13 protein-coding genes are annotated in these 19730 nt (G+C 66.2%); 10 read left to right on the plus strand and 3 right to left on the minus strand.

Annotation, left to right across the window (positions count from 1 at the left end):
• Window positions 1-142: 142 nt before the first annotated feature.
• Complete coding sequence (locus CCOS191_RS17340; RefSeq protein WP_046856279.1) at window positions 143-1942, minus strand: glycoside hydrolase family 15 protein; 1800 nt, start codon at window positions 1940-1942, stop codon at window positions 143-145.
• Between the two features lie 243 nt (window positions 1943-2185).
• Here CCOS191_RS17340 and CCOS191_RS17345 point away from each other — a divergent pair, with 243 nt between their 5' ends.
• Complete coding sequence (locus CCOS191_RS17345) at window positions 2186-3235, plus strand: 3-oxoacyl-[acyl-carrier-protein] synthase III C-terminal domain-containing protein (RefSeq protein ID WP_023630065.1); 1050 nt, start codon at window positions 2186-2188, stop codon at window positions 3233-3235.
• Window positions 3236-3281: 46 nt separating this feature from the next.
• On the opposite strand, the gene zwf is transcribed toward CCOS191_RS17345, so the two are convergent.
• Together zwf and gnd are read right to left on the minus strand one after the other, a co-directional pair.
• Window positions 3282-4790: a glucose-6-phosphate dehydrogenase gene (gene zwf, locus CCOS191_RS17350; protein WP_046856280.1), complete on the minus strand. Its 1509-nt coding sequence runs from the start codon at window positions 4788-4790 to the stop codon at window positions 3282-3284.
• Complete coding sequence (gene gnd, locus CCOS191_RS17355) at window positions 4791-5810, minus strand: phosphogluconate dehydrogenase (NAD(+)-dependent, decarboxylating) (RefSeq protein WP_269451421.1); 1020 nt, start codon at window positions 5808-5810, stop codon at window positions 4791-4793.
• 161 nt (window positions 5811-5971) lie between these two features.
• Between gnd and CCOS191_RS28225 the strand changes: the two genes are divergently transcribed.
• The 9 genes from CCOS191_RS28225 (at window position 5972) to CCOS191_RS17395 (ending at window position 19712) form a co-directional block, all read left to right on the plus strand.
• Window positions 5972-6139, plus strand: a complete 168-nt coding sequence (locus CCOS191_RS28225; protein ID WP_220036851.1) for a DUF6026 family protein — start codon at window positions 5972-5974, stop codon at window positions 6137-6139.
• A 489-nt stretch (window positions 6140-6628) separates the two neighbouring features.
• Window positions 6629-8188 carry a glycogen synthase GlgA gene (gene glgA / locus CCOS191_RS17360; RefSeq protein WP_046856282.1) on the plus strand — a complete coding sequence of 520 codons (1560 nt, stop codon included), beginning with the start codon at window positions 6629-6631 and terminating at the stop codon, window positions 8186-8188.
• A gap of 14 nt (window positions 8189-8202) precedes the next feature.
• Window positions 8203-9945, plus strand: coding sequence for a malto-oligosyltrehalose trehalohydrolase (gene treZ, locus CCOS191_RS17365; RefSeq protein WP_046856283.1), 1743 nt, complete (start codon window positions 8203-8205; stop codon window positions 9943-9945).
• Window positions 9942-12011: a 4-alpha-glucanotransferase gene (gene malQ / locus CCOS191_RS17370; protein WP_046856284.1), complete on the plus strand. Its 2070-nt coding sequence runs from the start codon at window positions 9942-9944 to the stop codon at window positions 12009-12011. The genes treZ and malQ overlap by 4 nt, the downstream gene beginning before the upstream one ends.
• Complete coding sequence (locus CCOS191_RS17375; protein WP_046856285.1) at window positions 12008-14782, plus strand: malto-oligosyltrehalose synthase; 2775 nt, start codon at window positions 12008-12010, stop codon at window positions 14780-14782. The genes malQ and CCOS191_RS17375 overlap by 4 nt, the downstream gene beginning before the upstream one ends.
• Window positions 14783-14799: 17 nt before the next feature.
• Window positions 14800-15042 carry a DUF2934 domain-containing protein gene (locus tag CCOS191_RS17380; RefSeq protein ID WP_046856286.1) on the plus strand — a complete coding sequence of 81 codons (243 nt, stop codon included), beginning with the start codon at window positions 14800-14802 and terminating at the stop codon, window positions 15040-15042.
• Window positions 15043-15213: 171 nt separating this feature from the next.
• Window positions 15214-17367 carry a glycogen debranching protein GlgX gene (gene glgX / locus CCOS191_RS17385; RefSeq protein ID WP_046856287.1) on the plus strand — a complete coding sequence of 718 codons (2154 nt, stop codon included), beginning with the start codon at window positions 15214-15216 and terminating at the stop codon, window positions 17365-17367.
• Window positions 17368-17481: 114 nt separating this feature from the next.
• Complete coding sequence (locus tag CCOS191_RS17390; RefSeq protein WP_046856288.1) at window positions 17482-18315, plus strand: endonuclease/exonuclease/phosphatase family protein; 834 nt, start codon at window positions 17482-17484, stop codon at window positions 18313-18315.
• Window positions 18316-18635: 320 nt separating this feature from the next.
• Window positions 18636-19712, plus strand: coding sequence for an autotransporter domain-containing protein (locus CCOS191_RS17395; protein WP_046856289.1), 1077 nt, complete (start codon window positions 18636-18638; stop codon window positions 19710-19712).
• Window positions 19713-19730: the final 18 nt, after the last annotated feature.

The raw sequence follows: 19730 nt of genomic DNA on the forward strand, positions 1-19730 counted from the left end.
GGTCGCTGAATTGGCAACGACCAGGGGAGCCTAGGTTGCAAGGAAGGCCGTAGCAATGGCTTAAAGGTGGCAAAAGAATGATTCGGAAATGGACTACAAGCAATAAGGAAAAGCTGATAGCCCAGTGTCAGAAGTCGCAGGCTCAGTCACCGCATTTCGCCCGATCCCGCACCGGACACTGCGCCCGGTGCAGGTTCAACGCGGTATTGATGATGCCGATATGGCTGAACGCCTGCGGGAAATTCCCCAGCATCCGTTTGCCCACCGGATCGTACTGCTCGGCCAGCAATCCCACGTCATTGCACAAGGCAGTGAGCCGCTCATAAAGCGCCTGCGCCTCCTCCTGCCGCCCCAGCAGCACGTAGACATCCGCCAACCAGAACGAACACACCAGGAACGTCCCCTCCCCTGGCGTCAGGCCGTCACTGCAACTGTCACTGTCGTAGCGCAGCAGCAGGCCGTTGCGCAGCAGGCGGGTTTCGATCTGTTCGAGGGTGCGCAGGAAACGTGGATCGTCGGCCGGCAGAAAGCCGGTCAGGGCGATCTGCAGCAGGCTCGCGTCCAGCTCGGTCGAACCGTAGTCTTGGACGAAGTGACGCCCATCGGCATCCAGCCCGCGACGGCAGACCTCGTCACGGATCTGGTCCGCCACCTGGCGGTAATGTCGCCCCCGTTCACGCCCTTCCTCGGTGGTGTCGGCCAGGCTCGCCGAGCGGTCGAAGGCAACCCAGGCCATGACCTTGGAGTGCACGAAGTGGTGACGACCGCCGCGCACCTCCCACAGCCCCTCGTCCGGCTCGCGCCAGATGCTTTCGAGGTATGGCAGGATCGAGCGGGCGATGGCGGCGCTGCGCGGATGACGGGGCAGCCCGCCCTTGATGGCCTGGGTCATGGCGTCAGCCAGTTCGCCGTAGATATCCAGCTGCAACTGCTCGGACGCGGCATTGCCGACTCGCACCGGCTGCGAATGCTCGTAACCGGGCAACCAGGGCAGGCTGAACTCCGGCAGGTCGCGCTCGCCCGCCAGCCCATACATGATCTGCATCTGCTCGGGGTTGCCCGCCACCGAGCGCAGCAGCCACTCGCGCCAGGCCTGGGCTTCGTCGAAGTAGCCGAGGTTCATCAGCGCCAGCAAGGTCATGGTCGCGTCGCGCAGCCAGCAGTAGCGGTAGTCCCAGTTGCGCTCGCCACCGACGCGCTCGGGCAGCGAGGTGGTGACGGCGGCGACCATGCCCCCGGTGGGCGCGTAGGTCATGGCCTTGAGGGTCAGCAGCGAACGGCGTACCCGCTCGGTGTATGGGCCGACGTCGGGGCAGCGGGCGGCGAAGGCCTGCCATTGGGCGATGGTCTGCTCGAGGTCGTGGTCGACATCGCAACCGGGCTGCACAGGCAGGTGCGAGGGCTGGTGGCAGAGGCTGAACACCTGGCGCTCACCGGCGCGCACGCGAAACCGGGCAACGCTGTGGTGGTCTTGGCCATGGGTCTCGGTGCTGCTGCGCAGGATCAGGCGATCGGGGCCGGCAACCGCGCTCAGGGTCAGCGGGTCGAGCTTCTCCACCCAGGGCACGCTGCGGCCATAGTCGAAGCGCAGCACCAGGTCCATCTCGAACGCCGTCTCGCCGGCCAGGCCCTCGACAATGCGCAGCACTGCGTTGGCCTCGCCCAGAGGCATGCAGTCGAGCACGCGGGCACGGCCGCTGGCGGTGATCCAGGTGGTTTCCAGTACCAGGGTGTCATCGAGGTAGCGGCGCGCGCTGTGCTCGACCGGGTCGGTGGGGGCGATGCGCCAACGGCCGTTTTCCTCGTTGCCCAGCAACGCGGCGAACACCGCCGGGGCGTCGAAGCGTGGCAGACACAACCAGTCGAGGGCGCCGTCGCGGTTGATCAGGGCGGCGCTGCGGCAGTTGCCGATGAGGGCGTAGTCTTCGATCAGGGCGGGCATCTCGGATCCTCAGGCAGTGGGCGTGAGTTTGGATGCCGAAGCGCGATTGCCGGTTCCGTTGAAATGCACTCGGCGCAGGTTGCCGAGGCGTTGGAATCGATGCGCAGGAACATTGATCCACGGCACTGATTCACTGTTGCGCTGTGTTAGAAATACCGGGCCAGTGGTTGCTTATCAGGATGAATAAGCTTCTGCCCGTGCGCAACCATTGCGCTGAGTCACTACTTTCAACAAGGACGTTTTATGAAGATTGTCGGTTTATCCGGAATACTGCCCTCACGCTGCGTCAGCAACCAGGACGTTATCAACCTGGTGGAAGAACACTCCCGCAACACCTTCCAGGAAGACTTGCCGAAAACATTGAAGACCATCGGTAAGTTGCTGGAAAAAAGCGGCAGCGACACACGCCATTGGCTGGCGGCTGACGAGACGCCGATGCAATTGATGGAAGCGGCGTTCGACGCGGCGCTGGCCCAGGCCAATATCAGCAAGGCCGACCTGGACCTGCTGATCTATCCCAACGTCACCCGTGGCTTCATCGAGCCGGCCAACAGTACCTTCATCGCCAAGGCACTGGGCCTGAACTGCCGCAACTTCGACGTGGTCGACGCCTGCAACGGCTGGGTGACGGCCATGGACGTCATCAACAGCAAGATGCAAGCGGGTGAAATCCGCTACGCCGCCATCGTCAACATGGAGTTTGGCATGTCGGCGGGCGGGCCGGTGATGCCCAAGAACTTCTCGCTGCAGTCGCCGGCCGAACTGGCCTACAAGTTCCCGAGCTTTACCATCGGTGAAGCCGCCGTTGTCACCATCCTCAGTAACGAAGCAACGGATAACTTCAAGTTCTCGTACATCAACCGACCCGACCTGAGTGACTTGTCGACGATCTCGTTGCCGGACTGGAAACTGTTCTGCAACGAGGCGGATATCGCCAAGATCGAACCCACCGGTGGCCAGTATCAATTCAACTCCTATGCCGCCGCCCTGCACGAAGATGGTCGCAATGAAGCGATAAAAGTCTTCAACCTGCAAAAACTCACCGCGGACGACGTGCACAAAGTGTTCATCCATACCGGCTCGCCAAAGATGTGGGAGCATATTGGCCAGATGATCGGCGTCGATCACAAGTTGCATCACGTCGGGCACAAGACCGGCAACATCATTACCGCGTCGATTCCCTTCGGTATCTTTGATGCGATGAGCCGGGGCGAAGCCGAACAAGGTCAGTTCTGCATGGGCTGGGCGGGCAGTGGCGGGATGGTGTTCTCGGCCCTGTCGTTCACCTTGTAGGGCACATCCGCGCACCTACCGCCAACGGCGGTAGGTCGCTGCAGGCTCACCCCAGCGTATGCCACTCGCGCTTGTCCCGCGCCAGCAGCTCATCGCCGGCCTCGGGGCCATCCTCTCCCGCCGCATACTCATGCACCTCGCCACCCTCGGCCGCCCAGGCATCGAGGAACGGCTGCACGGCACGCCAACCGTTCTCGATATTGTCGGCGCGCTGGAACAAGGTCTGGTCACCGGTAAGGCAGTCGTAGATCAACGTCTCGTAGCCGGTTGCCGGGGTCATCTTGAAGAAGTCCTTGTAGGCGAAACCCAGCTCGACATTTTCCATCACCAGCTCCGGCCCCGGGCGCTTGGCCTGCAGGTCGAACCACATGCCTTCGTTGGGCTGGATCTGGATCTTCAGGTAGTTGGGCTTGGGCCGCTCCAGTTCGCTTTCGCGGAACTGCGCGTAGGGCGCCGGTTTGAAGCAGATGGCGATCTCGGTATCGCGCACGCTCATGCGCTTGCCGGTGCGCAGGTAGAACGGCACCCCCGCCCAGCGCCAGTTGTCGATCATCACCTTGAGGGCGACATAGGTCTCGGTCTGGCTGTGCGGGGCGACATTGGCCTCCTCGCGGTAGCCGGGCAGTTTCTTGCGGCCCTGCTTGCCGGTGCCGTACTGGCCACGCACGGAGTTGCGCAGGGCCATCTTCTGCGACCAGGGGCGGATGGCACCGATCACCTTGGCCTTTTCACCGCGCACCGCATCGGCGCCGAAGGCCGCCGGCGGCTCCATGGCGACCATCGCCAGCAGTTGGAACAGGTGGTTGGGCACCATGTCGCGCAGGGCGCCGGTATTGTCGTAGAACGCACCGCGCGTCTCGACGCCGACGGTTTCGGCGGCGGTGATCTGCACGTGGTCGATGTAATGATTGTTCCAGAACGATTCGAACAGGCCGTTGGAGAAACGGCTGACCAGGATGTTCTGCACGGTTTCCTTGCCCAGGTAATGGTCGATGCGGTAGATCTGCCGCTCGTTCATCACCTTGAGCAGGCAAGCGTTGAGCGCTTCGGCGCTGGCAAGGTCAGTGCCGAAGGGTTTCTCCACCACCACCCGGCGAAAGCCGCCGCCCGACTCGTCGAGCAGGCCGGCGTCGCCCAGGCGCTGGGCCACCTCGGGGAAGAAGCGTGGCGAGGTGGCCAGGTAGAAAATGGCATTGCCATGGCCGGTTTTAGCGATGCGCCGAGCCAGGGCCTGGTAAGTCTCGGGGTCGAGGAAGTCGCCGGTCTGATAGTCCAGGCGCTTGGCCAGGCGCGCCCAGAGCTTTTCGTCCAGGCACTTGGCACTCCCTTCCGCGCCCTTGTCCCGCGCCTGCATGAAAGCATGCAGGCGCGCGGCAAAGTCCTCGGCCGTGGCCGGGTTGTGGTCGACCCCAACGATACGCAGGTTGCGGTCGAGCAGGCCGTCACGGCTGAGGTTGTACAGCGCCGGCATCAGCAGGCGCTTGACCAGGTCGCCGTTGGCGCCGAACAGGAACAAGGTGCATGGCGGCGCCGCGGGGATGGTCGGTTTAGTCATTTAGTCCTTCTTTTTCTCGACGTGGCCGCCGAAGCCCAGGCGCATGGCGGAGAGGATCTTGTCACCGTAGGTGCCCTGCTGCTGGCGCGAGCGGAAGCGGGCGAACAGCGCGCTGGACAGCACCGGCACCGGCACGGCCTGTTCGACGGCGGCGTCGATGGTCCAGCGCCCTTCGCCGCTGTCGGACACCGAGCCGCTGAATTCGGTCAGTTGCGGGTCGGCGACCAGCGCGTCGGCGGTCAGGTCCAGCAGCCAGGAGGTGACCACGCTGCCGCGGCGCCACACTTCGGCGATCTCGGCCACATTGAGGTCGAAGCGCTGCTCTTCCGGCAACTCCGGGCCACCCTTGCTGCGCAGCAGGTCGAAACCTTCGGCGTAGGCCTGCATCAGGCCGTACTCGATGCCGTTGTGCACCATCTTCACGTAGTGACCGGAGCCGGGCGGGCCAGCGTGGATGTAACCGTGTTCGGCGCGCTCGTGCTCGCCGCTGCGGCCCTGGGTGCGCGGAATGTCGCCGACGCCCGGGGCGAGGGCCTTGAACAGCGGTTCCAGGCGCTCGAACACCTCTTTCTCGCCGCCGATCATCATGCAGTAGCCACGGTCCAGGCCCCACACGCCGCCAGAGGTGCCGACGTCGAGGTAGTGCAGGCCACGCTTGCCCAACTCGGCAGCGCGGCGCACGTCGTCCTTGTAGAAGGTGTTGCCACCATCGATGATGGCGTCGCCCGGCTCGAGCAGGTCGGCCAGTTGCGCGATGGTCTGCTCGGTAATTTCGCCGGCGGGCAGCATGACCCACACCGCGCGCGGCGCCTTGAGTTTCTGCACCAGCGCCCCTAGGTCGTGGGCGCCAACGGCCCCCTCGCCTTCCAGGGTAGTGATGGCTTCGCGGTTGCGATCGTGGACCACAGTGCTGTGACCTGCGCGCATCAGGCGCCTTGCGATATTGCCGCCCATGCGGCCAAGCCCGATGATTCCCAGTTGCATGTGCCGACGCTCCCGTTGGTTTTGCTTTACAACAATTGAAGATTTCAGATTAGTCCAGCGTTCTGGCGTAGGGTTCACCGACGAACGGGGCGACAACGATAAACAAAAAAGTTCCCAAGGGCCTGCAAAGAATTCAGAATGCGCGCCGCGTGAAGCGTCTACGCTTCAAAATGTCACCAGCCATGCGAGGTGTGCCCATGGGAACCCTGATGCCTGCAACTCCCACCCAGACCCTCTATGTCACCGTGCGCCGCGACGAGCTGCGCCAGTTGAAGGATGAGCGCGATCACCTGCGCCAGCAGGTCGCCCAGCTGAACCTGCTGCTCGAACAGGCCCGTGTGCAAGGCAAGGCCGCCGGCCTCTGATTCACCGCCCCTCTGCGTGGGAGCTGCCAGGCTCCCACCTCGTCACAGCTTCCCTTCCTGATTGCGTTGTGCCGCGTCTGTCGCCAATCCGCTGCGCCTACGCTGGCTAGTCTCATATTTTGCAACAACTCGCCAACGTTTGCGCGGGTAAACCGTCGCGACAAAAATGACCAACGGGTCACTTTCTTTGCGTTTCGTCCCCTACACTCCAGATTCGGCCCGCGTTTTGCTCGGAAAAAGTGACGTAAAAAAGTCGAACTTTCCAAAACACGGGCAGGTCAGGACTTAAGTAGGGCCAACGCAAAAGGACTTCCTCACGCTAGGCCCGCACACCCCAACCAGTCCATACGTCTTTCGGCGGGAATGCCGAGCGTGCCGTGCCTGCGCGCACGAATCTGGGGCAAGGACGCACTACGAAGATGCAACAACGATCAGAGAGCAGACCCACGAGCCAACGCCAAGCAAACAGAACAAGGGACGGAGAGAAGTATGATCAGTGCCGCTGTCGAACCTCACGTAGAGTCATTCAACCCGGATAACCGCGAGCCGCTGCCTGCGTCCCTCGCCCCGACAGTCAAGGCACCCGGCGCGCAGCGCCAGCACAACCCGAACAAGCGCAAGATCCTGTTCGTCACCTCGGAGATTGCCGACCTGGTCAAGACCGGCGGCCTGGGCGACGTGTCCGCTGCCCTGCCCCGTGCCCTGGCGCACCTGCACGATGTACGCGTGCTGATCCCCGGCTACCGCCAGGTGGTCGAGAGCGACAACCCCATTCACATCGTCGGCGAACTGGGCGGCCACGCCGCGCTGCCGCCGTGCAAGATCGGCCGCATGGATCTGGCCGACGGCCTGGTGATCTATGTGCTGATCTGCCCCGAGCTGTACCAGCGCGACGGCACGCCCTACGGCGCCAACAACGGTCGCGACTGGCCCGACAATCATATCCGCTTCGCCCGCCTGGGCCTGGCCGCCGCGGAAATCGCCGCCGGCGAAGGCATGGCCCACTGGCGCCCCGACCTGGTGCACGCCCACGACTGGCCGGCCGGGCTGGCCCCGGCCTACATGCACTGGCGCGGCCTGAGCACCCCGACCTTGTTCACCATCCACAACCTGGCCTACCAGGGCGTGTACAGCCGCGGCTGCAGCCCGGAACTGGCGATCCCCGACCACGCCATGCAGCAGGAAGGCATGGAGTTCTACGGCAAGCTGTCGTTCCTCAAGGCCGGGCTTGCCTATGCCAGCCACATCACCACGGTCAGCGCCACCTACGCCCGGGAAATCACCACCCCCGAGTTCGGCTGCGGCCTGGACGGTTTCCTCGCCAGCAAGGCCCAGCAAGGACTGCTCGGCGGCATCCCCAACGGTATCGACGAAAGCTGGGACTCGGCCACCGACCAGCACCTGGACCACAATTTCAGCATCAACGACTGGGACGGCAAGGCACGCAACGCCGACCAGGTGCGCGCGCTGTTCGGCCTGGAAGCGAGCGATGGGCCGCTGTTCGCCGTGGTTTCGCGGCTGGTCTACCAGAAAGGCCTGGACCTGACCCTGGGCGTTGCCGACTACATCGTCGAACAAGGCGGCCAGATCGCCATCATCGGCCGTGGCGAACCCGAGGAAGAACAGGCCATGCGCGAACTGGCCCTGCGTCACCCGGGCCGCATCGGCGTGCGCATCGGCTTCAACGAGACCGACGCCCGGCGCATGTTCGCAGGCAGCGACTTCCTGCTGATGCCGTCGCGCTACGAGCCCTGCGGCCTGAGCCAGATGTACGCCCAGCGCTTCGGCTCGCTGCCGGTGGCGCGCAACACCGGCGGGCTGGCCGACACCATCGAGAACGGCGTGACCGGTTTCCTGTTCGACGACTCCAGCGTGGACAGCTACCGCGAAGCCCTGGGCCGCGCCTTCTATGTGTACGGCAAGAAGCACCTGCTCAATGCGATGCGCTGCCTGTCGATGACCCAGCCGTTCAACTGGTGCCAGGCGGTGGAACCCTATGCGCGCCTGTACGAAGACCTGGTGAAGCAGACGCAGCACGCCCATTACTGAGCGGAGAGCCGACGATGCACAAGCATGGCGCACAGTTGCTGGACGCCACGTCGGCGCGCTTCGCCCTGTGGGCGCCGGATGCGCGCAGCGTGAGCGTGGCGATCGGCCAGCAGCCGCCCGTGGCACTGCTGCCCGACGACGATGGCTGGTACACCGGCGTCGCCCCCTGCCAGGCGGGCGAGCGCTATCAGTTCGTGATCGACGATGAACTGCGGGTGGCCGACCCGGCCTCGCGCTGCCAGCCCGAGGGCGTGCAGGGCCCCAGCGAACTGGTCGACCTGGACGGCTACCCGTGGCGTCATCCCTGGCAGGGGCGGCCCTGGCACGAGGCGGTGATCCAGGAGCTGCACGTCGGCCTGCTCGACGGCTACGCCGGCGTGGCCAGGGTGCTGCCGCGCCTGGCCGAACTGGGGGTCAGCGCCATCGAGCTGATGCCGCTGGGGCAGTTCCCTGGCGAGCGCAACTGGGGCTACGACGGCGTGCTGCCGTTCGCCCCGCAGCACAGCTATGGCCGCCCGCAGGACCTGTGCGCGCTGGTCGACGCCGCCCATGGCCAGCACTTGATGGTGCTGGTGGACGTGGTCTACAACCACTTCGGCCCGGACGGCAACTACCTGCACCGCTACGCCAGCCCGTTCTTCCGTGAAGACCGCCAGACCCCGTGGGGCGCGGCCATCGACTTCCGCCGCACCGAGGTGCGCGAGTTCTTCATCCAGAACGCCCTGATGTGGCTGTGCGACTACCGTTGCGACGGCCTGCGCCTGGATGCGGTGCACGCCATCGACCAGCCGGACTTTCTCGTCGAGCTGGCCCAGCGCGTACGCGCCACGGTCGAGCCCGGGCGGCAGGTCTGGCTGGTGCTGGAGAACGAGCACAACCAGGCCACGCTGCTCGAGCAAGGCTTCGATGCGCAGTGGAACGACGACGGCCACAACGCCCTGCACGTACTGCTGACCGGCGAAACCGAAGGCTACTACGCCGACTACAAGGACCGGCCAATCGAGCAGTTGGCGCGCTGCCTGGCCGAGGGTTTCGTGTTCCAGGGCCAGCCCGACCGCCACGGCAGGCCGCGCGGCGAACCCAGCGGCCACCTGCCGCCCAGCGCGTTCGTGCTGTTCCTGCAGAACCACGACCAGGTCGGCAACCGCGCCCTGGGCGAACGGCTGTCCCGACTCTGCCCGCCGCAGGCGCTGAAGGCCGCCACCACCCTGCTGCTGCTGACGCCGATGATCCCGCTGCTGTTCATGGGCGACGACGACGGCAGCCGCAAGCCGTTCCTGTTCTTCACCGACTTCCACGACGCGCTGGCCGATGCCGTGCGTGAAGGCCGGCGTGGCGAGTTCGCCCATTTCGAGGCCTTCGCCGATCCGCAGAAGCGCGAGCAGATACCCGACCCCAACGCCGAGGCCACCTTCGAGACCTCCAAACCTCGGCAACAGGAGGTGCTGGCCGGCTGGCACGGCCTGTACCAGCAACTGCTCGAACTGCGCAGGCGCCATGTCATCCCGCACCTGCCCGGCACCCGCGCCGAGGGCTGCGAGGTGCTCGGCGCCAAGGCGCTGACCGCCCGCTGGCGCCTGGGCGACGGCCAGCAGCTGCGCATCGACCTGAACCTCGATGCCCAGCCCCAGCCGGTCACCCTACCGGCCCTGCCCCGCCGCCTGTTCGACAGCAGCGACAACGCCCACCCCGACTCGACGCTCGCCGCGCATAGCTGCGTGGTGAGCCTGCTGCCCCCCGACCAGGAGACGCCATGAGCGCAGAGCCCCTTCACCGCCTGGCCGCCCGGGTGGGCCTGGCCCGCGACTGGATCGACGCCAACAACCGCCCGCAGCAGGTCAGCGATGACGTGCTGCGCCAGGTGCTCTCAGGCCTTGGCCACCCGGTAGGCAACGCTGCCGAGATCGACGCCAGCCTGCGCGCCGTGGAGCAGGCCGAAGACAGCGAGCACCTGCCACCGCTGCTGACCGTCGACATCGACCAGCCCCTCGACCTGCAGCGTTACTTCAGCGCCGCCAGCCAGGTGCGCTGCAGCCTGGAAGACGGCAGCCAGCGCAGCCTGACCCTGGACGCCCAGGCGCGGCTGCCGGCCGGCTTGCCCCTGGGCTATCACCGCCTGGATATCGATGGCCGGACCTGCACCGTGGCCGTGGCACCCGCGCGTTGCCATGCCCTGCAAGACTGCGTGGAGCAACCCCCACCCCGTTGCTGGGGCCTTGCCGTGCAGCTGTACAGCCTGCGTCGCCCCGGCGATGGCGGCTTTGGCGACTGCCTGGCGCTGGAACAACTGGCGCGCCACGCCGCCGAGCGCGGCGCCGATGCCCTGGCGATCAGCCCGATCCACACCCTGTCGGCCTTCGACCAGCACCACTACAGCCCCTATTCGCCGTCCAGCCGCCTGCTGCTCAATGTGCTCTATGCCAGCCCCGGCGTGGTCTTCGGCGAACGCGAAGTGCGCATGGCCACCGAGGCCTGTGAACTGCAGGCCACCCTCGAAGCGCTGGAGCAGCAAACGCTGGTGGACTGGCCCAGGGCCGCCGAGGCCCGGCTGCGCCTGCTCGAAGCGCTCTACCGGCACTTCAGCCAGGGCGAGCACCCCTTGCGCGCGGACTTCGACAGTTTCCGCGCCAGCGCCGGCGAGCAACTGGAACACCACTGCCGCTTCGAAGTGCTGCAGGCCGAGGCGGTGAGCAACGGCCTGGGCGCGGACTGGCGCAACTGGCCCAAGGCCTGGCACGACCCCTACGACCCCGAGGTCGAGGCCTTCGCCAACGCCTATCCGGCGCGGGTCGAGTTCCATGCCTTCTGCCAGTGGCTGACCGAGCGCAGCCTGCAACGGGCCCAGGACGCGGCGCGCGGCAACGGCATGGCCGTGGGCCTGATCGCCGACCTGGCAGTGGGCGCCGACGGAGCCGGCAGCCAGGCCTGGAGCCGCCAGGACGAACTGCTGGCTGAACTCAACGTCGGCGCCCCGCCCGATATCCTCAACCGCGCCGGGCAAGACTGGGGCATCTGCGCATTCTCCCCCGAAGGCCTGCGGCGCAATGGCTACCGCGCCTTCATCGAGATGCTGCGGGCCAACCTGGCCCATGCCGGCGGCCTGCGCATCGACCATGTGATGGGCCTGCGCCGCCTGTGGCTGATCCCCCGTGGCGCCAAGCCCAGCGAAGGGGCCTACCTGGAGTATCCGCTGGACGACCTGCTGCGCCTCCTCGCACTGGAGTCGGTGCGACACCAGGCGATCATCCTCGGCGAGGACCTGGGCACCGTGCCCGAGGGCTTGCGCGAGCGCCTGGCCGACAAGGCCGTGCTGGGCATGCGCGTGCTGCCGTTCGAGCAGCAGCCGCCGGGCCGGTTCACGCCGATCCTCGACTGGCCGGACAACGCCCTGGCCACCACCGGCACCCATGACCTGGCGCCGCTCGCCGGCTGGCTGGCCAGCCGGGACATCGACTGGAGCCATCGCCTGCAATTGATCGACGCCGCCACCGAACTGCACTGGCGCCACACCCGGGCCCTGGAGCGCGACGGCCTGCGCCGCACCCTGGAGCAGAACTACGGGCCACTGCGCGACGATTCGGCGCTGATCGACGCGGCGATCCGCTACGTCGGCCATACCCGCGCACCGCTGGTGCTGGTGCCGCTGGAAGATCTGCTGGGCTGCGACGAGCAACCCAACCTGCCCGGCACCACTACCGGCCATCCCAACTGGCGCCGCCGCTTCAAGGCGCCGGTACGCGAGCTGCTGGACGACGAGGACGCCGCCCGGCGCCTGGAACTGCTGGCCCAGGCCCGCGAACAAGCCTGGGAGCGTGACCGATGAAACCCTTGACCGCGACCCTGCGCCTGCAACTGCACAGCGACTTCACCCTCGACCATGCGGTACCGCTGGTGCCCTATTTCGCCCGGCTGGGTATCAGCCACCTGTACGCCTCGCCGATCCTCACCGCCCGCGCAGGCTCACGCCACGGCTATGACGTGGTCGATCCGACCCGGGTCAATCCCGAACTCGGCGGCGAGGCGGCGCTCGAACGCCTGGTGGCCGCCCTGCGCCAGCATGGCATGGGGCTGATCGTCGACACCGTGTCCAACCACATGGCCGTGGGCGGCGCCGACAACCCCTGGTGGCAGAGCCTGCTGGCCTGGGGCCGGCGTAGCCCCTACGCGGAATTCTTCGATATCCAGTGGCATTCCAGCGACCCGTTGCTGGCCGGCCAGCTGTTGCTGCCGTTCCTCGGCAGCGACTATGGCGCCGCCCTGCACAACGGCGAGATCCCGCTGACCTTCGATGCGCAACACGGGCGCTTCGAAGTCGCCCACCATGAGCACCGTTTCCCGATCTGCCCACTGGACTATCCACGCATCCTCGGCCAGGCCGACGATCCGCGCCTGCAAGCGCTGGCCGCGCACTTCAGCGCCCTTGGCGAGGCGGCAGAACCGCTGGCCGAGGCCCAGCCGCTACACCGCGAACTGGCGCGCCTGGCCGCCGCCGGCGCGGATCCGCAAGCGGCCCTCGCCGCCTTCGACAGCCGCGACGAAGCAGGCTTCAAGCGCCTGCATTTGCTGCTCGAACGCCAGACCTATCGTCTGGCCAGCTGGCGCACCGCCGCCGACGACATCAACTGGCGGCGCTTCTTCGACATCAACGAACTCGGCGGCCTGCGCGTGGAACGTGCGGTGGTGTTCGAGGCCACCCACGCCAAGCTGTTCGAGCTGATCCAGCGCGGCCTGGTCGATGGCCTGCGCATCGACCATATCGATGGCCTCGCTGATCCGCGCCGCTATTGCCGCAACCTGCGCCGCCGGGTCGATTCGCTGCTGGCGCGACGTCCCGTCGATGCCGCGCTGGCCCACTTCCCGATCTACGTGGAAAAGATCCTCGGCACGGACGAACACCTGCACCGCGACTGGCTCACCGACGGCACCACCGGCTACGAATTCATGAACCAGGTGTCGCTGCTGCAGCACGACCCTGCGGGCGAGCCCACCTTGGACGAACTATGGCGCAGCACCAGCGAGCGTCCCGAATTCCCCGAGGAGGTGCGCATCGCCCGCCACCTGGTGCTCAACGCCAGCCTGGCCGGCGACTGCGAATCGGTGGCCCAGGCCCTGCTGCAGGTGGCCCGCGACGACCTGATGACCCGCGACCTCACCCTCGGCGCCATTCGCCGGGCGCTGCAGGCGCTGGTCGAGCACTACCCGGTGTACCGCACCTACATCAACGCCTGCGGCCGCCCTGCCGAGGACGAGGCGTTCTTCCAGCAGGCGCTAACCGGCGCGCGCCAGTCGCTGGGGGAAGCCGACTGGCCGCTGCTCGATCAGCTCGAACGCTGGCTTGGCGGCCAACCCTGGCGGCACCTGCCGCCAGGCCGCCCGCGCAAGCACCTGCGCCACGCCTGCGTGCGCTTCCAGCAACTGACCGCCCCCAGCGCCGCCAAGGCCGTGGAGGACACCGCCTTCTATCGATCCGCCCGGCTTCTGTCGCGCAACGACGTGGGCTTCGATGCCGAGCGTTTCAGCGCCGATGCGGCCTGGTTCCACAACGAAGCCCAGCGCCGCCTGCGCGACTTTCCCGACAACCTGCTGGCCACCGCCACCCACGACCACAAGCGCGGCGAAGACTGCCGCGCGCGGCTGGCCGTGCTCAGCGAACGCGCGCCCTGGCTGGCCAGCCGTGTCGAGCATTGGCGCGAGCTGGCCGCGCCGTTGCGCGAAGCACTGGACGATGGGCAGGCGCCAAGCCCCGGCGACGAGCTGCTGCTGTTGCAGACGCTGCTCGGCAGCTGGCCGCTGGACCTCGACCTGCATGCCCCGCAAGCCCTGAAGCGCTACGCCGAACGCCTGCGCCAATGGCAATGCAAGGCCCTGCGCGAAGCCAAACTGCGCAGCAGCTGGGCCGCACCCAACGAACGCTACGAGGCGGCTTGCGCGGCCTATGTCGACGGCCTGCTGCTGGACGAGGAAAACCAGCAGCTGCGCCAGTCCCTGCACGAGGCCGCGCAGCGCCTGGCCTGCCCCGGCGCCTTGAACGGCCTGGTGCAGTGCCTGCTACGCATGACCACCCCCGGCGTGCCGGACCTGTACCAGGGCAACGAGTACTGGGACCTTTCGCTGGTTGACCCGGACAACCGCCTCCCGGTGGACTACCCGGCCAGGCGCGCCAGCCTCGACGACGGCACGCCCCTGGCCGAACTGCTCGCCCACTGGCGCGATGGCCGCATCAAGCAGGCCCTGGTGGCCCGCGTGCTGGACGCCCGCCAGGCCCATCCCGAGCTGTTCCAGCGCGGCGCTTACCTGCCGCTGAGCGTACAGGGCCGCCACGCCGACCAGGTGCTGGCCTTTGCCCGCCTCGGCCAGGGCGAGCGCGCCGTCATTGTCGTGCCACGGCTGGCCAGCGCCCTGCTGGGCGCGGCCACCACCCCGTTGATCCCGGCTCAGAACTGGGACGATACCCGGCTTGTACTGCCGTTTGCCTTGTCGCCTGCCAACTGTTCGGGACTTTTCGGCGGCGGTGCTGTCACCCCTTCAAGGGAGCTGATGTTGAGCACCGTGCTGGCAGAGTTTCCGGTCAATGTGTTGATTGATCATGCCTAACTGTATTCAGGAGCGTCGTGATGAGTGTCGATGAAAAACGTATTCGCGAGTTCGCCTATCAGATCTGGGAGTCGGAGGGTAAGCCCGAGGGGCGCGAGGAGGAACATTGGGACAAGGCGCGCAAGTTGGCCGAAGCCGAGGCGCTGGCCCCCAAGGCGCCGCCACGCAAGAAGGCAGCGGCCAAGCTGAAGGCCGCTCCCCCCGTGGAAAAACCGCTCCCGGTGAAAAAAACCAGAGCAGTGAAGAAGCCGGCAGGCTGAATTCGTCGTAGTACCTGTACCGGCCTCATCGCTGGCAAGCCAGCTCCCACAGGGTCCGTGCAGACTTCTCAGGTACCGCTGTACCTGTGGGAGCTGGCTTGTCGTAGCGACGAACCGCAGCGATGGGCCGCACAGCGGCCCCGCTTCCGACCACGGACCATGAGGACCGCCATGAGCCCCCGCACCCCGAAGAAAACCCGCTCCGTCGCCCCGTCGCGCATTCGCGAAGGTCTGCCCTTCCCCCTCGGCGCCACCTGGGACGGCCTTGGGGTCAACTTCGCCCTGTTCTCGGCCAACGCCACCAAGGTCGAGCTGTGCCTGTTCGACGCCACGGGCGAAAACGAAATCGAGCGCATCGAGCTGCCCGAGTACACCGACGAGATCTACCACGGCTACCTGCCCGACGCCCACCCGGGCCTAATCTACGGCTACCGGGTACACGGCCCCTACGAGCCCGAGAACGGCCACCGCTTCAACCCCAACAAGCTGCTGATCGACCCCTATGCCAAGCAATTGGTGGGCACGCTGAAATGGTCCGAGGCACTGTTCGGCTACACCATCGGCCACCCCGACGGCGACCTGTCGTTCGACGAGCGCGACAGTGCGGCGTTTGTGCCCAAGTGCAAGGTCATCGACCCGGCCTTCACCTGGGGTCGCGACCAGCGCGTGTCGATCCCTTGGGAGCGCACCATCATCTACGAGGCCCACACCCGCGGCATCAGCATGCGCCACCCGGCGGTGCCCGAGCACCTGCGCGGCACTTTCGCGGGCCTGGCCAACGACGAGTTGCTGGGCCATATCAAGGAGCTGGGCGTGTCGAGCATCGAGCTGCTGCCGATCCACGCCTTCGTCAACGACCAGCACCTGCTAGACAAGGGCCTGAACAACTACTGGGGCTACAACAGCATCGCCTTCTTCGCCCCCCACCCGCGCTACCTGGCCAGCGGCAAGATCGCCGAGTTCAAGGAGATGGTCGCCCACCTGCACGACGCCGGGCTGGAGGTGATCCTCGACGTGGTCTACAACCACACCGCCGAAGGCAACGAACGCGGCCCGACCCTGTCGATGCGCGGTATCGACAACGCCTCGTACTACCGCCTGATGCCCGACGACCGGCGCTTCTACATCAACGATTCCGGCACCGGCAACACCCTGGACATGAGCCATCCACGGGTGCTGCAACTGGTCACCGATTCGCTGCGCTACTGGGCCGGCGAGATGCACGTGGATGGTTTTCGCTTCGACCTGGCGACCATCCTCGGCCGCTATCACGACGGCTACAGCGAGCGCCACGGCTTCCTCGTCGCCTGTCGCCAGGACCCGATGCTCAGCCAGACCAAGCTGATCGCCGAACCCTGGGACTGCGGCCCCGGCGGCTACCAGGTGGGCAACTTCGCCCCGGGCTGGGCGGAATGGAACGACCGCTTCCGCGACACCGTGCGCAGCTTCTGGAAAGGCGATGAAGGCATGCTCGCCGACTTCGCCGCGCGCATCACCGCCTCGGGCGACCTGTTCAACAACCGCGGCCGGCGCCCCTACGCCTCGGTCAACTTCGTCACCGCCCACGACGGTTTCACCTTGCGCGACCTGGTGTCGTACAACGACAAGCACAACGAGGACAACGACGAGAACAACCAGGACGGCACCGACAACAACCTGTCGTGGAACTGCGGCGTCGAAGGCCCCACCGACGACCCGGCGATCAACGCCCTGCGCATGCGCCAGATGCGCAACTACTTCGCCACCCTGCTGCTGGCCCAGGGCACGCCGATGATCGTCGCCGGCGACGAGTTCAGCCGCACCCAGCACGGCAACAACAACGCCTACTGCCAGGACAGCGAGATCGGCTGGGTGAACTGGGACCTGGACGAAGACGGCCAGGCGCTGATGGCCTTCGTCAAGCGCCTGACCCGGCTGCGCCTGGCCTATCCGATCCTGCGGCGTTCGCGCTTCCTGGTCGGCGACTACAACGAGGCGATCGGGGTCAAGGACGTCACTTGGCTGGCTCCGGACGCCAGCGAGATGACCGTCGAGCAGTGGGAAGATCCGCACGGGCGTTGCCTGGGCATGCTGATGGATGGCCGCGCCCAGGTCAGCGGCATCGCCCGGCCCGGCGCCGAGGCGACCATGCTGTTGATCGTCAACGCGTACCACGACGTGGTGCCGTTCACCCTGCCGGCGGTGCCGGAGGGCGACTACTGGAGCTGCCTGGTCGACACCGACCGGCCCGAGCTGCGCAAGGCGCAGCACCTGGCGTTCGATACCGTGTTCGAGGTCAAGGGGCGGTCGTTGCTGCTGATGGTGTTGCAGCGAGAAGAGGACTGAACCTGCAATGGGCCTTTCGGTCCTACACTGTAGCCTTGATCGCCAACGCTGCCCCCTGTAGGAGCGGCTTTAGCCGCGATCCAGACGCCGCGATGATGGGCACCCGCTTCGCGGATGATCGCGGATGAATCCGCTCCTACAGGGGACGTGTCAACAGGAGCCGTCGTGAGCAGTCCAGGTTTCGCCAGCGTCAGCCAGGCCCCGGCCGTGCACCGGGTCAAGGTGCTGACGGTCAACACCCACAAGGGCTTCACCGCCTTCAACCGGCGCTTCATCCTGCCGGAGTTGCGCGAGGCGGTGCGCAGCACCGGGGCTGACATCGTGTTCCTGCAGGAAGTACTCGGCAGCCACGACCGCCACGCCGCGCGCTACCCCGGCTGGCCCCAGACCTCGCAGTACGAATTCCTTGCCGACAGCATGTGGAGCGACTTCGCCTACGGCCGCAACGCGGTCTACCCCGACGGCCACCACGGCAACGCGCTGCTGTCCAAGTACCCGATCATCGAGCACCGCAACCTCGACGTATCGATCACTGGCCCCGAGCGCCGCGGCCTGTTGCACTGCGTGCTGGACGTACCCGGCCAGCGCCAGGTGCATGCGATCTGCGTGCACCTGTCATTGCTCGAACGGCATCGGCAGAAGCAGCTGCACCTGCTGCGCCAACTGCTCGACGCCCTGCCCGCCGACGCCCCGGTGATCATCGCCGGCGACTTCAACGACTGGCAGCTGCGCGGCAACCGCACCCTGCGCCTGCACCGCGACCTGCACGAGGCGTTCGAGCGCCACCATGGCCTGCTCGCCCGCACCTACCCCGCCCGCCTGCCCCTGCTGCGCCTCGACCGCGTGTACCTGCGCAATGCCGACAGCCACGCGCCGAGAATCCTCGGCAACAAGCCCTGGACCCACCTGTCCGATCACCTGCCGCTGGCGGTGGAAGTGCGGTTGTAGCAACGATTCGGCATAGCCACGCGGCGGGAAATCACCATTGTCGATATACCTGCTTGAAACTTGTCATTATTCAACAAGTTAACTAGTCAAACAGGCATTTCGCGATCATTTCACGCTTTCTTGACGCAAGCGCCGTCCTCTCCTTAGCTGAACAGTAATCACCAGATGGAAAATCTCGTGCCGGGCCTCTAGCTCGCGCCCTCGTGCGCGTTCCAAGAAGCTGGCGCGCTGGTTTGGGTCGCCCCTGTTCTTGTCGTACAGCTCGTGACATCAGGCCAGGTATCGGGCTGTTTACTTCACACAACAACAGGAGATCCGCCATGAAAAGCACCTCGAATCCCTCGCGCTTCGACGCTTTTTTCTGTGCGGTTTCCACGTCGCTGCTCCTGGCAACCCCGGTGGAAACCTTCGCGTTCGAACTGCAGGAGGGCGAGCCGTTCGCCCCCTTCCTGGCGCAGCCCGAGGTGCCGCGACTATCGCTCGATCCGGTCAGCGCCAGCGGCCTGAGCCAGGGCATGCTCAACGCATTTTCCGAACGCATGGGCGAGCGCCACGGCCAACTCGACAACGAACACATCGCCAGCCAGTGGGCGCAATTCTTCCCCGGCACGCCGCGCCAGGGCGCCCAGCCACCGGCACAGGTGGAGGCACCCAGCCAGCAGATGGTGATCGGCCCGGACCTGTTCGTGCGTGAAACCAACGCGGGCAATGTGCACCGCGCGGGCATCTTCGTCGGCCACAACAACCTGCAGAGCACCTTCAACGGCATGCGCCCGCTGCTTGGCGACAAGCAGCGCAACGCGGTCAACCTCAGTGGCGAAAGCCTGGGCGTGTACTGGAGCATGACCCACGAGCAGGGCTGGCACGTGGACGCCGTGGCCATGGGCACGCGCATCGACGTCAACGGCCGTTCCCAGGCCGGCCAGCGCCTCGACGACAGCGGCCACGCGATGACCTTCTCGGTGGAGGGCGGTTTCCCCATCGGCCTGGGCGCCGGCTGGGTGATCGAGCCCCAGGCGCAGTTGATCAACCAGCAGTTCTTCCCCGGCAGCCAGGTGCAGGAAGAGACCTTGCAGGCCTTTGACAGCCAACCCAGCTGGAGCGGCCGGGTCGGTGCCAAGCTGTCGGCGCGCTACGAGGTGCGTGGCATGCCCATCGAACCCTATGTGCGCACCAACGTCTGGTACGACTTCAGCAACGCCGACCCGGTGAAGCTGGACCAGGTGGACAAGATCTCCAGCTCGCGCAGCGCCGCCACGGTGGAACTGGGGCTGGGCCTGGTGGCCCGGGTGACGCCGAACGTGGCGCTGTTCGTCAGCGCCGACTACAGCTCCGATGTGGATGACAATGACCTGAATGGGCTGATCGGCAGCCTGGGGGTCAGGATGCGCTGGTAAGCAGGCTCGGCCTCATCG

The sequence above is a fragment of the Pseudomonas sp. CCOS 191 genome, assembly GCF_001007005.1.
GTDB lineage: Bacteria > Pseudomonadota > Gammaproteobacteria > Pseudomonadales > Pseudomonadaceae > Aquipseudomonas > Aquipseudomonas soli.

Coding starts and splice junctions, on each gene's coding strand:
- zwf (WP_046856280.1), bottom strand. CDS start 4,790: ATGACTAAACCGACCATCCCCGCGGCGCCGCCATGCACCTTGTTCCTG.
- glgA (WP_046856282.1), top strand. CDS start 6,629: ATGATCAGTGCCGCTGTCGAACCTCACGTAGAGTCATTCAACCCGGAT.
- CCOS191_RS17340 (WP_046856279.1), bottom strand. CDS start 1,942: ATGCCCGCCCTGATCGAAGACTACGCCCTCATCGGCAACTGCCGCAGC.
- glgX (WP_046856287.1), top strand. CDS start 15,214: ATGAGCCCCCGCACCCCGAAGAAAACCCGCTCCGTCGCCCCGTCGCGC.
- CCOS191_RS17390 (WP_046856288.1), top strand. CDS start 17,482: ATGATCGCGGATGAATCCGCTCCTACAGGGGACGTGTCAACAGGAGCC.
- CCOS191_RS17375 (WP_046856285.1), top strand. CDS start 12,008: ATGAAACCCTTGACCGCGACCCTGCGCCTGCAACTGCACAGCGACTTC.
- CCOS191_RS17395 (WP_046856289.1), top strand. CDS start 18,636: ATGAAAAGCACCTCGAATCCCTCGCGCTTCGACGCTTTTTTCTGTGCG.
- malQ (WP_046856284.1), top strand. CDS start 9,942: ATGAGCGCAGAGCCCCTTCACCGCCTGGCCGCCCGGGTGGGCCTGGCC.
- treZ (WP_046856283.1), top strand. CDS start 8,203: ATGCACAAGCATGGCGCACAGTTGCTGGACGCCACGTCGGCGCGCTTC.
- CCOS191_RS28225 (WP_220036851.1), top strand. CDS start 5,972: ATGGGAACCCTGATGCCTGCAACTCCCACCCAGACCCTCTATGTCACC.
- CCOS191_RS17345 (WP_023630065.1), top strand. CDS start 2,186: ATGAAGATTGTCGGTTTATCCGGAATACTGCCCTCACGCTGCGTCAGC.